Annotated in this window: 12 protein-coding genes; 6 read left to right on the forward strand and 6 right to left on the reverse strand. The window is 73.0% G+C overall.

Going from position 1 to position 13,013, the window contains the following annotated elements; translation table 11 throughout:
• Positions 1–477 precede the first annotated feature (477 nt).
• A complete protein-coding gene (locus ABD213_RS14355; protein ID WP_344330046.1) occupies positions 478–714 on the forward strand; it encodes a hypothetical protein in 237 nt (78 codons plus the stop codon).
• 208 nt (positions 715–922) lie between these two features.
• Here the strand turns inward: ABD213_RS14355 and ABD213_RS14360 are convergent, their stop codons facing one another.
• From ABD213_RS14360 to ABD213_RS14375, 4 genes are all read right to left on the reverse strand, one after another.
• Positions 923–1,237 (reverse strand): DUF805 domain-containing protein, encoded by a 315-nt coding sequence (locus tag ABD213_RS14360; protein ID WP_344330130.1) that lies wholly within the window; start codon positions 1,235–1,237, stop codon positions 923–925.
• A gap of 103 nt (positions 1,238–1,340) precedes the next feature.
• A complete protein-coding gene (locus ABD213_RS14365) occupies positions 1,341–2,033 on the reverse strand; it encodes a SanA/YdcF family protein (protein WP_344330048.1) in 693 nt (230 codons plus the stop codon).
• A 119-nt stretch (positions 2,034–2,152) separates the two neighbouring features.
• On the reverse strand, positions 2,153–2,482 hold the full coding sequence (locus ABD213_RS14370; RefSeq protein WP_344330049.1) for a DUF2277 domain-containing protein: 330 nt from the start codon (positions 2,480–2,482) through the stop codon (positions 2,153–2,155).
• Between the two features lie 50 nt (positions 2,483–2,532).
• Entirely contained in the window at positions 2,533–5,484 is a 2,952-nt protein-coding gene (locus ABD213_RS14375) for a type II toxin-antitoxin system Rv0910 family toxin (protein WP_344330051.1), read from the reverse strand.
• 101 nt (positions 5,485–5,585) lie between these two features.
• Here ABD213_RS14375 and ABD213_RS14380 point away from each other — a divergent pair, with 101 nt between their 5' ends.
• Positions 5,586–6,173, forward strand: coding sequence for a TetR/AcrR family transcriptional regulator (locus tag ABD213_RS14380; protein ID WP_344330053.1), 588 nt, complete (start codon positions 5,586–5,588; stop codon positions 6,171–6,173).
• A 3-nt stretch (positions 6,174–6,176) separates the two neighbouring features.
• Here ABD213_RS14380 and ABD213_RS14385 read toward each other — a convergent pair whose 3' ends face one another.
• Positions 6,177–8,795: a hypothetical protein gene (locus ABD213_RS14385; RefSeq protein WP_344330055.1), complete on the reverse strand. Its 2,619-nt coding sequence runs from the start codon at positions 8,793–8,795 to the stop codon at positions 6,177–6,179.
• A 141-nt stretch (positions 8,796–8,936) separates the two neighbouring features.
• Here ABD213_RS14385 and fdhD point away from each other — a divergent pair, with 141 nt between their 5' ends.
• From fdhD to ABD213_RS14405, 4 genes are all read left to right on the forward strand, one after another.
• Complete coding sequence (fdhD, locus tag ABD213_RS14390) at positions 8,937–9,749, forward strand: formate dehydrogenase accessory sulfurtransferase FdhD (RefSeq protein WP_344330058.1); 813 nt, start codon at positions 8,937–8,939, stop codon at positions 9,747–9,749.
• Positions 9,746–10,735, forward strand: coding sequence for an NTP transferase domain-containing protein (locus ABD213_RS14395; protein ID WP_344330060.1), 990 nt, complete (start codon positions 9,746–9,748; stop codon positions 10,733–10,735). The genes fdhD and ABD213_RS14395 overlap by 4 nt, the downstream gene beginning before the upstream one ends.
• Positions 10,736–10,830: 95 nt before the next feature.
• A complete protein-coding gene (locus ABD213_RS14400) occupies positions 10,831–11,919 on the forward strand; it encodes an LLM class flavin-dependent oxidoreductase (RefSeq protein ID WP_344330062.1) in 1,089 nt (362 codons plus the stop codon).
• The gene (locus ABD213_RS14405; protein WP_344330064.1) at positions 11,916–12,587 is read left to right on the forward strand and encodes an NADPH-dependent F420 reductase; all 672 of its coding nucleotides are present in this window, start codon (positions 11,916–11,918) and stop codon (positions 12,585–12,587) included. Before ABD213_RS14400 ends, ABD213_RS14405 begins: the two co-directional genes overlap by 4 nt.
• Before the next feature lie 4 nt (positions 12,588–12,591).
• Here the strand turns inward: ABD213_RS14405 and ABD213_RS14410 are convergent, their stop codons facing one another.
• Entirely contained in the window at positions 12,592–12,825 is a 234-nt protein-coding gene (locus ABD213_RS14410) for a DUF6343 family protein (protein ID WP_344330066.1), read from the reverse strand.
• Between the last annotated feature and the right edge of the window lie 188 nt (positions 12,826–13,013).

Genomic DNA, 13,013 nt, shown 5'->3' on the forward strand with positions numbered 1-13,013 from the left:
ACGGCAGGCTCGAGCACCTACGCGGCTCCGCACTCGGGTTCCGCAACCTCACGAACTACATCGCGAGATGCTTGCTCGAGTCCGGCGGGTTCAGGCCTCGACTACACCCTGGATTGTGAAGAGCCCCTTTCGCCGCACGTGACCAAACCGGTCGTCGGCGCCTGGTCGCGGCGCTGGTGCGGCCGACCCTCGACGCATCCCCGACGTCGACCCTGCGCAGGCGAGGAGCCGGGCGCTTCGTGATCCTCGTCAGGGCGCCCGCCGCTGCTGCGCGCCCGGTTCCGCGCCGGGCCTCGCCGACTGTGACGTGTGAGTGGACTCCCGGCGGGTACGACGTGCCTCGAACGCGGTACATCCTGCCCGCGTCGAAGACAAAGGACATCCCATGACGAACCCCATCACCCCGGGCACCAGCCCGAGTCATCCCAGCACCAGACCACGCACCACGATGCCGGGCCGGCCGAGCACTTCGGTGACGTGAAGGTCGCCACCGGGTCGCAGGCGGCCTACGTGACGCTCGAGCTCATCCTCTGGGCACTCGTGTCGACCGGTATCTTCATCACTGCAGCCGTCGTCGACGAGAGCGGCGGCTCCGAAGGCTTCGGCGCGTCCGAGGCGTGGTTCTACGTCACGTTGCTGACCGTCGGTCTGCTCATCAGCCGGGGGCTGGCGAAGATGGGCAACCGCGGCCACGACGGCACCCGCACGCTCTGACGACTCGAGCCGTCCGGCATCTCGCCCCGCCCCCACGCTCGACGCCGGGGCGGGGCGTCGCCGTGTGCGGTGTCGTCCAGCGTGCGGCTCGGCAGGACCAGCTGCAGCACGAGCAGGCCCAACGCCAGGAAGTACAGGAGGCCCGTCGCCAACGCGGGCAGGATGAGGGCGGGGTTCGGGGGCTCGTCCGGAGCGACGAACATCGGGGTCATGAGGCCGATGCTCGAGAGCGGCAGCGCCAACGGTACAGCGCCCACCGTCCGCGGTGCCCGCGGTCGTGCAGGCGCCGGGTCACCGCGGCCGCCAGCAAGATCGCGTAGGTGACCGCCCCGACGACGGTGCGGGCAAGGAACACGATCGACGCCGCTCGTCCGGCCGGGTCGGCGCTGGTCACGAACGACGAGGCGAGGATGCCGAGCTGGACCACGAAGCCGACGCCGAAGACGCCGGCGGCCACGACGCCCGCGTAGGGCCAGAAGTGCGAGCGTGAGTCGTTGCCCTCGAAGCGGCGGATCAGGCGCAGACCGCGCCGACGGCGTCAGGAAGCACACCGGAAGTCTTGGAGGAGCGACGCTCGTCCGCAACCGCAACCGCAACCGCAGCCGCGGGCGCGACGAGCGAGGCGGTCAACCAGGCTGCTCCGACCACGACGCCCGTCCGTCGCCGGTGATCGGGATCGGGTCGCCGGGAGTGACGGCGGGGCGCCGGACGGCCTCGTAGAGGCCCGTGACGCGGGCCAGCCACTCGCGGGCGCGGCGACCGCCGTCGCTGACGACGTACCCCTGGGTGGCGATCCCCGCGCCCTGCCCGAGGCGCACGGTCCGCGCGGCGTAGACCCCCTGGGTCACGACGACGGCGGACTCGACGCCGAAGACGTCGGCTGCTCGCCGCATCGTGTGCCAGGTGTCGAAGCCCGCGTAGTCGGTGAAGACGTCCTCGGGCGGGACGCCGGCGTCCAGCACGGCACGACGCATCGCATCGGGCTCGTTGTACGTGTCCGTGCCGTTGTCACCGGACAGGAGGATCTTCTCGACCAACCCGGCGTCGTAGAGCTCGACCGCGGCGTCGACGCGCTCCCGCACGGGCACGCCGAGCGAGCCGTCGGCGTAGACGCCGGCGCCGGGCACGATCACCGCCTGTGCCGGCTCGAGGTCCTCGACCTCCCGCGTCAGGTCGTCCTCCGCAGCGGTCACGACGACGAGGTTCGCGGCGACGAGAAGGCCGACGCCCGTGAGGGCGACGCTGCCGAGGACCACGGCAAGGACGCGACCGCGTCCACGTCGGCGGCGGTCCCCCGTCGGGCGGTCGGTGCTGGGCACGATGATCCTCCTCGAGCGACGACGTCGGACCGGCGGTCTCGACGGGCTCAAGCATGGCCCACCAGCCCTCGCGGGGCGCGGATCTCGGCCGACGGACGGTCCGCGTCGTGGTCGGACGGTCAGTCGACCGGCAGCACCTGCTCGCCTCGACCGGCGCGCTTGGCCTGCTGGTAGACGCGGATCGCCTCGTAGCGCTCCGCGGACCGGGCCTTGCGCTTGGCGGCCTCCACCTCCCGGTCCTTCGGCGGCGCCGGACTGACGAGGGAGTCGAGCAGGACGCGGGACGAACCGGAGATCTCGGCGACCGCGCGCTCGAACGCGTCGGTGTTCGCCCGCGACGGCTTGGCGGTGCCGGCGATCTTGCGGACGAACTGCAGCGCCGCGTCGTGGCACTCGGTGTCCGTGGCGGGCGGCTCCGGGTTGTTGAGTGGCACGATGTTGCGGCACATGACCTCAGGCTAGGCCCGCCGTCGGCGGTGAGGAAGGGGCGAGCGGCAGGTCAGCGTCCCGTCCACCGCGGCTCGCGCTTCTCCGCGAACGCCGCGACGCCCTCCTTCGCGTCGTCGGACAGCAGGACGGGCGAGGCGAGCTCGCTCTGCCGGCCGAACGCCTCCTCGGGCGCCCACGATGGTGCGGCGTCGACGACGTGCTTGCCCACGCGCACCGAGAGAGGAGCGTTGGCGGCGATGCGGTGGGCGACGTCGAGCGCCTCGGCGAGCGTCGACCCCGACGGGACGACGCGATTGACGAGACCGAGCTCGGCCAGCCGCGGCGCGGGCAGCGGCTCGCCGACCAGGGCCAGCTCGAGGGCGACGGCCCGAGGCAGTCGCACCGCCGTGCGCCACAGACCCCCGGCGGCGGCCAGGAGCCCGCGCTTGACCTCCGGAAGGCCGAAGATCGCGTCCTCGCCGGCGATGACGAGGTCGGCGCACAGCGCGAGCTCGAACCCGCCGGCCAGCGCCGAGCCCTCGACGGCGGCGACGGTCGGCTTCGACGGGGGTTCGGCGGTGAGCCCGAGAGGTCCGCGGCGCTCGGTCACGGGGAACTCGCCCCGGTTCGCGCCGGCGAGGTCCATCCCGGCACAGAACGAGCCGTCCGCACCGGTGAGCACGATCGCGTGTACGGAGTCGTCGGCCTCGGCGTCGTCGACCGCCCGCTCCAGGAGCCGGGCGGTGAGGGCGTCGATCGCGTTGCGGACGTGCGGCCGGTCGAGCGTGACCACCCAGACGGCGTCCCCGTCCCGCTCGGTGCGCAGCGGAGGAGCCGGCGGGTCCGCGAGGTCCCTCCGCGCGTCGCCGAGGACGAGGCGGTCGCCGTCGACGCGGACGGTGCGGCGCACGGGGTCGGTACCGGTGAGGAGCTCGAGGTCCGCGGTGCTCTCGCGCCGCAGCAGGACCCGGGCGCCGTCCGCGGTGACGACCGAGACGATGGCGGCCTCGGCCGACCCGTCGCGAGCGCGCGGGACGGTCACCGCCTCCACGACGCCCTCGCCCACGAGCTCGGTGAGCGCGGGACGCGGGGCCGGTCGGTCGAACGCCGGCCTGAGATGGGCGAACGGGCGCCGCGGGGGACGGGCGGAGTAGATGCCGAGGGCGTGCTTGGTGGCGTACCAGCCGAGCGACGTCGACAGGCCGTACTGCTCGGGCTCGCGCCGCAGCATCGGCACCAGGGTCGCGACGGCGTGCAGGCCGTAGTTGTTCCCTGGACCGCCTGCGGACGTGAGGCCTCCGGTGACGCTGAGGGGACGCTCCGGGTCGTCCCAGGGCAGGCCGAGGGCCTGCGCGCCGAGCTGGACCGCTGCGGGGAAGCACGAGTACAGGTCGATCGGGCCGAGGTCGTCGGCGTCGATGCCCGCGTGCGAGAAGGCAGCGTCTCCGGCCGCGGCGATGGCGGGGGAGGAGGTGAGCTCGGCGCGCTCGGAGACGAACCACTCGTCGGTCGCCGACGCCCCGGCGTGCAGGAACACCCACCGGTCCTGCGGCACCCCGAGGGCGCGCGCGGCCGCCGCGCTCATGACGATCGCGCCGGCGGCGAGGTCGACCTGCAGGTTGGCGCACATCAGCTTGGTGTACGGGTCGGAGACCGCGCGGTTCTCCGCCGACGGCGTGCCGATCTCCTCGCTGCTGCGCTCCGTGCGGTCCCAGGCGTAGGGGTTGGTCGTGGCGATGGCGCTGTGCCGCGACCACAGCTCGGCGATGCGTCGCTGGTGGTCCGCCGGCGAAGCACCGGCCTCGCCGCGCAGTGCCGACTCCATCAGCGCATAGGCGAAGATCGGTGCCCCCAGTCCGACGCTCGTCTCGGCCGCGTTGTTGGCCGGCCGGTCCACGCCGATGACGCGGTCGGGGGCGGCGTCCCCCTCCTGGCGGGTCCAGCGTGGCTCTCGACCCTGGGCCTGGAGTCCGGCGACCGTCGCCCCGGCCTCGGCGCCGCTGACGAGCACGACGTGCGCGGCGGCGTCGGCCACCTGCTGGGCGGCGTCGTTCAGGGCGAGCTGCCCTCCGTCACCCCCGTACGGCGACGTCTGCACCGTCCCGGCTCTCTCGGCGCCGACGAGCGCGGCCGTCAGCCCCGCCTGGTCGAGGTAGGTCCACGAGGCCGTCGGGACGGCGTAGACGAGGTCGGCGCGGACCAGCACGTCGGCACCGAGGCCGGCGTCGGCGGCGGCCGACCGCAGGGCGTCCGCTGCGAGCGCGACCGGTTCGGTGGGGTCGGCGAGGTCCGGCGTCCGCCGGACGACCTGCCCGACCCCGACGATCACCGGCGTGCTCGGTGCGAGCGACGTGCCGCCCCGCTCGTGCAGGACCGGTTCGTCGGGGAAGCGAGACGGTGCTCCCGCTCCGCCCTCGAGCAGCGCGGCGAGGGCCGCCAGCGACTCCACGAGGGCCGTCTCGACGCTGCGGACGGCGGTCAGGCCGACGGGTCCGCGCACCGGGGACCCGTCGAGTGCGCCGTCCAGGCGCACCGCGGCCCCTGGCCCGCTCGACTCGACGGTGCACCACAGCCCCACCGTGATGCCCATCGGTCCCGTGCCGCGCAGCTCGAAGCCGCGGTCGTCGGCACGCGCCACCTGCCAGCGGGCCTGCGCCGGGATGTCCATGAGGCTGATCTGCTGCACGAACTCCGCCCCGGCGACGATCCGCTCGGGGCGCTCGCCGCGCCACGACAGGTGCAGCGTCAGCCACTCGTGGGCGCGGTCGAGGTCCAGCGCCAGGTCGAGCACCGCCTCCGCCGGGACCGAGACGCGCCGTTGCGCGTGGACGTGCCGGGCGTAGTCGTCCACGCCGGCGGGTGCGGGCAGAGCGGCGGAGCCGAGCGAGGGTGCTGCGCCTGGACGGAGCCGGGCGACGGCCTCGGCCGCGACGACCTTCGCGGTGCGTGTCGCGACCGGTCCGAGCGTCCGGACGGTGCGCAGGAGGTGCTCGCCGCGGGTAGCGGCTGACGGCGGTGCCATGGCTCGACACCTTATCAGTCCGATCGGACGGTTTCTCTCGGTCGGCGGGTCCCGGGAGTCGAGCACGCCACGGGACCTTCCGTCGTCGGTAGAGTCCGGCCATGTCCGCGCCGCGTCGACCCCAGCAGGAGCGTTCGACGCTGACGCGCTCGCGCATCCTCGAGGCCGCCTACGCGACCCTGGTCGAGGACGGCCACGGCGCCACCACGGTGGGTCGGGTGCAGGAGCGCGCGGGCGTCGCGAGGGGGACGTTGCTGCACCACTTTCCGACGCGGAGCGCGCTCATGGCCGGCGTGGTCGAGGACGTCATCGAGCGACGCCTCGACCTGCTCGCCGCGGCAGGGACGAACGACGCGACCGCCGGGTGGGACGAGGTCGTCGACCTCGTCTGGGCCGAGCTGCAGTCGCCGCCGTTCGCCGCCGCCCTCGAGCTGTGGGTCGCGGCGCGCACCGACGCCGACCTCCGTGAGGCGCTGCGGCCGCTGCAGGACCGCATCTTCGTCACGGTGCACCGCGGCGTGACCGGACTGGTCGGAGCCGACGGCGACCGTGTCCCGATGCTCGTGCAGTTCACGATCGACCTGCTCACCGGGACCCACCTCGCCGGGATCCTCCACCCCAGGCCGGGCGCCGACGCGGTCGTCGAGGCGTGGAAGGCGGCCGTCGTCGAGCTGGCTGGGGACGCCTGAGCGTCAGGAGGCGTGCCGCCGGCGCACGAGCGTCAGGTAGCCGCCCACGACGAAGGCGATGAGTCCCGCGAGCAGCGGGGTGAGGTTCGCGCCCCCGGCCGACGGCAGGTCCGCCCCGAGGTCGAGCAGGACCTCCTCGCCGTCCGCGTCCTCCGGCGCCGTGCCACCGACGGGTGTGACCTCGACCCCGTCGACCGGGGTGTCGACGGCCGGGCCGTCGGGACCGCCACCGTCCGGGCCTCCACCGTCCGGGTCCTCACCGGAGCTGTCGGCGCGGGTCGCGTCGACGGTGCTGACGGCGTCACCGGCGAACGTCACGGTCACGGCGGCATCCTGCTGACCGTCGAGTGCGCAGTAGCGGTAGGTGAGGTCGCGTCGCAGGTGCGGCTGCCCGTAGCCGGCGAGGACGGCGTCCGACGTCGTGCCGGGGGCGATCTGCTCGAACTCCTCGACCTGGCGGCGCAGCTCGGGCTGGCGGCAGGCGTCGTTCTCGATGCCGTTGGCACGCTCCCACATGAGCAGGTACGACTCCGGCCCGCGGACGAGGTCGTCGTCGATGGCGTCGCCCGCGAGCTTGCGCAGGTCCTCGATCCAGTCCGGGTACAGGCCGTAGTGGGCCACGCCGTCGACGTTGATGTCGTAGAGCCGCTCCCCGGAGCGCTGCTGGTCGACCTCGACCCCGAAGCGACCGTCGAACGGGTACGTGACGGGGTCCTCGGCGTCGGGCCCGCGGGGTGCTCCCTGGGCGCCGAGACCGTTCGTGTCGGCTCCGTACCCCATCCCGAAGTAGAAGCGGCCGTCCATGTCGTGGGTGTGGCCGTGCCACTCCTCGACGAAGCCGGTGCTGTCGCCGGCGTAGGAGTTGACCATCCTGCCGAGGGCGAAGATGCGGGGGATGGCCGCCGGGTCGGACCAGGAGTGGCTGGAGATGACGCCGGAGTACCCGATCGACTCGAAGACGTCGAGGGCGTCGGCGCGACCGCGGGCGCTCATGTGGTCGACGTCGTAGATGATGTTGCGCGCCACCATCTCATCGAGCATGAAGCGTCCCATGTCGGTCATGCCGCGGGTGTTGCAGTGCGGTGCTGGGCCGTACACGGGCAGGGCGGTCGGCAGGGGGTTCGTGCCGGAGACCGGGCCGAAGATCTCACCGAGCGCCCGTGCGAGCGTCGGTTCCGGCAGGTCGCCGGGGTTGAGCTGCGGGTTGTCCGGCCCGAGCCCGTCCGGGCACGGCTGCATGTCGATGAACGACCCGCTCTGCAGCGCGTTGCCGAGGTTCGTGACGACACCGTTGAACCCCTCGTCGCCCTTGACGCCGGAGAACGCGTTGTCGAACTTGTGCGTCGGCACCATCTGCCGCACCCCCAGCGCGTGCAGCTCGTCGAGGCCCGCGGTGACGGCGGCCTCGTCGCAGGCGGGGGAGTCGAGCACGATGCGGCACCCGAACAGCTCGCTGCTCTCGGTGCCGAGGACGACGGCGAGCTTGCCGTCGTTGATGACCGCCCGCGCCTGCGCGGGGGTCTCCACGACGCGGTACCAGCCCTTGCCGGGGCCGCCGTTCTGCGCGTCGACGTAGTTCTCGAAGTCGCGGGTCTGCTGGGCCTGCGTCCGGATCGAGTCCATGTCGGTGCAGGTGGTGTTCGGGCCGGGGTAGGCCGAGCAGAGGACGGTGTTCTCGACGAGCAGGTTGACCCACAGCCGCTGACCGCCGCGCCACGCCCGCTCGACCCACTTGTAGTAGGTGCCCTCGTGGGTCAGGGAGTTCCAGGCCGGCCAGTCCACGAACGTCGGCCAGCCGACCGGGTCGTGGGTCGGGTTGCCGCTCAGCACGATCTCGGGGATCGCGAGCTGGCCCTCGGTGGTGAGGTGGTCGTCGCAGTCCACGAGTGCGTACCTCACGCCGTAGGGGTGCCAGGGTCGGCCGCAGTGGATGTTGCCGCCGAGGAAGTCCTGCGTCATGTGGTGGATGTGGTCGTCGAGGTAGCCGCGCACCTCCTGCAGGGGCGACGTGCCGGCGAGCACCGGGCCCTCGACGTTGACCTCCACCTCGTCCCACGTCGCGCAGCCGTCGACGAGCTCCAGCGTGAGCGGCTCGGCGGGACCCGTCGTGACGGCGTCGCCGTCGACGGCGAGCGCGTCCTCGCCCTGCCCGACGGTGAAGGAGCCGTCGACGACGTCGACGACCCACTCCGCGGCGGGGCTCGGCTCGTCGGCCGCCACGACGCCGCCGTCCCTGGCGACGAAGTCCTCCTGAGGGTCGAACAGCAGGAAGACTCCGAGCTCCGTGGCCTGGAAGTGGAACGGCGTCGCGGCGTCGCGCTCACCGACCGCGGTGTAGCGGTCGTCGGCGCGCGCGACCCAACGGCCGTCGGAGGTGCCGAGGGCGTAGCAACCGCCGGCCGGGGCGTAGCGGTCGGTCGGGCGGGCACTGCGAGGCGTCTCGGCGGGCCGGGGGACGAGCGTCGGCGAGGACTCCTGGCGTTGCTGCTCGGCGGACCGTTCGCCGACCGGCGCAAGCGGGTCGACGTCCACCGCGACGGCCCCCGGCGTCAGGCCCGCGGTGAGGAGTCCGAGCACGATGCCCGCACTGACGATGAGAGGTGGGTCACGTCCGGGCCGCATCGGGGCGCCGTAACTGCTGTTTGCAGCCCGCGTCGAGAGCCGGGGTGACCCACGTGGGCTCCCGAGGCGCACCGCGGGCGTGCGAGGTCACCGGTGCGCTGGGAGTCTGGGAGCATACGTCCCATGTACCGAGGAGGCGACATGCCGTCGGGCACCGAGGTCCCCACGCGTCGCCGCATCACGCGGTTCGGTCCGGACGGACGCCAGGAGGTCGACGACGAGCTCGCGGCGGAGTCGCCGCTCGAGATCCGGGTCGGTGGGCGTGGGTACGCCGTCACGATGCGCACACCCGGTCACGACGTCGAGCTCGCCGCCGGGTTCCTCGTCTCCGAGGGTCTCGTCTCGGCGTCGGAGGACCTGCCGGAGGTCGGCGTGCGCGAGGACCTCGAGGGCGACGTCGTCGAGGCCGAGGTGCGGGGCCCGGGTGCACTGGTCGCGATGGACCGCAACCGCCACGTCTACACCACCAGCTCCTGCGGGGTCTGCGGCTTGGCCTCGATCGACGCCGTCGCCACGACGTCGCGCTTCGACGTCTCGACCGACCCCGTGGTGCTCTCGGTCGAGGCCATCGGTGCCCTCCCGGACCGGCTGCGCGCCGAGCAGGCGGTCTTCGACTCCACCGGTGGGGTGCACGCGGCCGGGATCTTCGACGCCTCGGGCGCCTCCCTCGTGGTGCGCGAGGACGTCGGTCGGCACAACGCCGTCGACAAGGCGGTCGGGTGGGCACTGCTCGACGGGCGGCTGCCCTTGACCGGGCACGTCCTCCAGGTCTCCGGGCGGGCGTCGTTCGAGCTCGTGCAGAAGGCCGCCATGGCCGGCATCCCCGTCCTCGCAGCAGTGAGTGCACCGTCGTCGCTGGCCGTCGACCTGGCCGAACGCCTCGGCATCACCCTCGTGGGCTTCTCGCGTCGCGGGGCCTTCAACGTCTACGCGGGTGCGGAGCGGTTCGGGTGAGCGCGACCGGCTCGACGCGTCGGCTCGACGCGATCGTCCTCGCCGGAGGGCGTTCGAGTCGTCTCGGTCGTGCCAAGGAGGACGTCGTGGTGGCCGGTCGCACGCTGCTCGAGCACGCCCTCGCCGCGTGCGGTGGCGCCGGTACCCGGGTCGTCGTCGGTCCGTCCCGCGAGGACCTGCAGGACGACGACCTCGTCCAGGTGCGCGAGGACCCGCCGTTCGGGGGCCCCGTGGCTGCCCTCGCCGCGGCGATGGACCGGGTCCGTGCTCCGGTCGTGCTGGTCCTGGCGTGCGACATGCCGGACGTCGCGTCCGCAGTGCAGTCGCTGCTCGCGGAACCGATGGGCGAGGCGGAGGCGGTGCTGGCCGAGGACGACGGACGGGTCCAGTACCTGGTCGGGCTGTACCGGCGCGACGCCTTGGAGCGAGCGCTCGCCGCGACCTCGGCCTCGGGAGCCTCGATGCGATCGCTGCTGTCCGGTCTCGCCCTGCGCACCGTCCCGGTGCCGACCGGATCGACTGGCGACGTCGACCACCCGGAGGACCTGCGAGCGTTCCGTGGGAGGGCGAGGGGATCGACGGTCGCCGAGGCGATGCTTCCGACACCCACCGTCCTGGGACCCGCTGCGACCGTCGCCGACGTCCGCACGTTCTTCCAGCGCGAGCGCGTGCACCTGGCGATCGTGGCCGACGGACTCGGGACCGTCCTGACGACGCTCGTGCGTGATGACGTCGCAGGCGTCGACGACGCCGTGCCCGCCGTCGACGTCGGTCGATGGCGAGACCGGTGGGTGGGTCCGGACGAGAGCGTCGAGCCGGTCCGTGAGCGCATGGTCCGCGACGGTGTGAGGCGGCTGGTCGTCGTCGACGAGGACCGTCGGCTGCTGGGGTTGCTGTGCCTCAAGCGTCGCCTCACCGGCTTCTGCTCGAGCGACGACGTCGCGGCGCGACGGTCCGATGAGGTCTCGGCGCGCTCGACGGCCTGAGAGCCCTCGCGCCGGGGAATAACGCGAGCGGACCGCTGTTCCATCTAGATGAAACGTCAACGACATTCGGCGACCGCGTCGCCGGGAGGCGCACCATGAACGAGACCACCGTGAACGACATCCAGTTCGGGCTCGACACCTTCGGGGACATCCCCGAGGGCAAGGACGGGCGCCCGCTGTCCTACGGCGACGCCATCCGACAGGTCACCGAGGAGGCCATCCTGGCCGACCAGGTGGGCGTCGACGTGATCGCGCTCGGTGAGCACCACCGCGACGACTTCGCCATCTCCAGTCCCGAGACCGTCCTCGCCGGGATCGCGACGCGCACCGAGCGCATCAAGCTCTCCTCCGGCGTCACCGTCCTGTCCTCCGACGACCCCGTCCGCGTCTTCCAGCGCTTCGCGACGCTCGACGCGCTCAGCAACGGTCGTGCCCAGGTGATCCTCGGTCGCGGTTCCTTCACCGAGTCCTTCCCGCTCTTCGGCTACGACCTCGCCGACTACGAGACGCTCTTCGAGGAGAAGATCGAGCTCTTCACGAAGCTGCTCGACGAGCAGCCCGTCACCTGGAGCGGGACCACGCGGGCGCCGCTGAAGGACGCCGACGTCTTCCCGAAGACCGACTCCGGCCGGATCGAGACGTGGGTCGGCGTCGGAGGCAGCCCACAGTCCGTCGTGCGGACCGCGAAGTACGGGCTGCCGCTCATGATCGCCATCATCGGTGGCGCCGCCGAGCGGTTCGCTCCGTACACCCAGCTCTACGAGCGGGCCACGCAGCAGTTCGGCACTCCCACGCTCCCCATCGGCATGCACTCGCCGGGCTTCGTGGCCGACACCGACGAGGACGCCGCCCGCATCGCCTGGCCGCACTACAAGGCCAGTCGCGACCGCATCGGCCGTGACCGCGGCTGGCCGCCGGTCACCCGTCAGCAGTTCGAGTCCGAGGTCGTCCACGGCTCGCTCTACCTCGGCTCGCCGGAGACCGTCGCGCAGAAGATGGCTCGTTCCATCGCCGCGCTCGGCGTCGGCCGCTTCGACATGATCTACACCAGTGGCGCGGTCCCGGCCGACGACCGGCTCCGCTCGGTCGAGCTCTACGGCCGCGAGGTCGTCCCGCGGGTACGCGAGCTCCTCGCCGCGGGCTCGACCGACCGGTCCGCGACGACCGCCTCGGCGGCCCGATGAGCACGATCGGGATCCTCGGCGCTGGCAAGGTCGGCACCGTCCTGGCCAGGCTCGCGGTCCAGGCAGGCCACGACGTCCTCGTCTCCGGGTCCGGCGACCCGGCCGACATCGCCCTGACCGTCGAGGTACTGGCACCGGGTGCGACCGCCACGACGTCGGCCGATGCGGCCGACCGTGCCGAGATCGCCGTGCTCGCCCTGCCCCTCGGCAAGCACCGGTCCGTGCCGGTGGAACCACTGGCCGACACCGTCGTCGTCGACGCCATGAACTACTGGTGGGAGGTCGACGGCGTGCGCGACGACCTCACCGACCCCCGCACCTCCACGAGCGAGGTCGTGCAGGCGTTCCTGCCGCGTTCGCGCGTGGTCAAGGCGTTCAACCACATGGGCTACCACGACCTCGAGGACGGGGCCCGACCTCCCGGCGCCGACGACCGTCGCGCGATCGCCGTCGCGGGCGACGACGACCTCGCGGTGCAGCGGGTCCGTCGGCTCGTCGACGACCTCGGGTTCGACCCGGTGGTGGTCGGGCCGCTCGCCGAGGGCGTGCGCCTGGAACCGGGCACGGAGGTCTTCGGTGCGAACGTCGGCGTCGGCGAGCTGCGCGCGATGGTCGACCGGTTCGACGAGTCCGAGCGCGGGCGGCAGGTGCTCGCCGCGCGCGGCTGAGCAGCTAGCGGTCCTGGCGTCGCAGGCGTCGGGTGATGACGGTTGCGTCGACGACCCCGGCGATACTGGCAGCGACCAGGACGCCGGCCAGCCAGGTCGCCTGCGGTGCAGGTCCCAGCAGCGCGACGGTCACGGCCGCCCCGACGCACAGGAGCGCACCCACCATGGCCGTCCGTCGCCTCATCCGCAACGGGCTCCTGGCTCGCACGGGCTCACGGCCCGACCGGTCACCCCACATCGTGCACCTCCGACTCTCGACGTCCAGGGGAAGAGTGACGGCCCCGAGCTGTGTGCTCAACCCGGGGCCGTCCCCTCCACGCTGCGACGACCGTGGAGGCCGTGCAGGGCGGAGGGGTTCAGGGACGCCCGCGCGCCCGTGGCCCGCCGGGGGGTGGCGGGAGGCGCGACAGTCGGCGTCATGGGGTG

It is taken from the genome of Aeromicrobium halocynthiae (assembly GCF_039531385.1).
In the GTDB taxonomy this organism is placed as follows: domain Bacteria; phylum Actinomycetota; class Actinomycetes; order Propionibacteriales; family Nocardioidaceae; genus Aeromicrobium; species Aeromicrobium halocynthiae.

What these genes read in the sequence shown, in the direction of transcription:
- ABD213_RS14410 (WP_344330066.1), bottom strand. Translation starts at nt 12,825, where the DNA reads ATGTGGGGTGACCGGTCGGGCCGTGAGCCCGTGCGAGCCAGGAGCCCG.
- ABD213_RS14380 (WP_344330053.1), top strand. Translation starts at nt 5,586, where the DNA reads ATGTCCGCGCCGCGTCGACCCCAGCAGGAGCGTTCGACGCTGACGCGC.
- ABD213_RS14385 (WP_344330055.1), bottom strand. Translation starts at nt 8,795, where the DNA reads ATGCGGCCCGGACGTGACCCACCTCTCATCGTCAGTGCGGGCATCGTG.
- ABD213_RS14400 (WP_344330062.1), top strand. Translation starts at nt 10,831, where the DNA reads ATGAACGAGACCACCGTGAACGACATCCAGTTCGGGCTCGACACCTTC.
- ABD213_RS14405 (WP_344330064.1), top strand. Translation starts at nt 11,916, where the DNA reads ATGAGCACGATCGGGATCCTCGGCGCTGGCAAGGTCGGCACCGTCCTG.
- ABD213_RS14375 (WP_344330051.1), bottom strand. Translation starts at nt 5,484, where the DNA reads ATGGCACCGCCGTCAGCCGCTACCCGCGGCGAGCACCTCCTGCGCACC.
- ABD213_RS14370 (WP_344330049.1), bottom strand. Translation starts at nt 2,482, where the DNA reads ATGTGCCGCAACATCGTGCCACTCAACAACCCGGAGCCGCCCGCCACG.
- fdhD (WP_344330058.1), top strand. Translation starts at nt 8,937, where the DNA reads ATGCCGTCGGGCACCGAGGTCCCCACGCGTCGCCGCATCACGCGGTTC.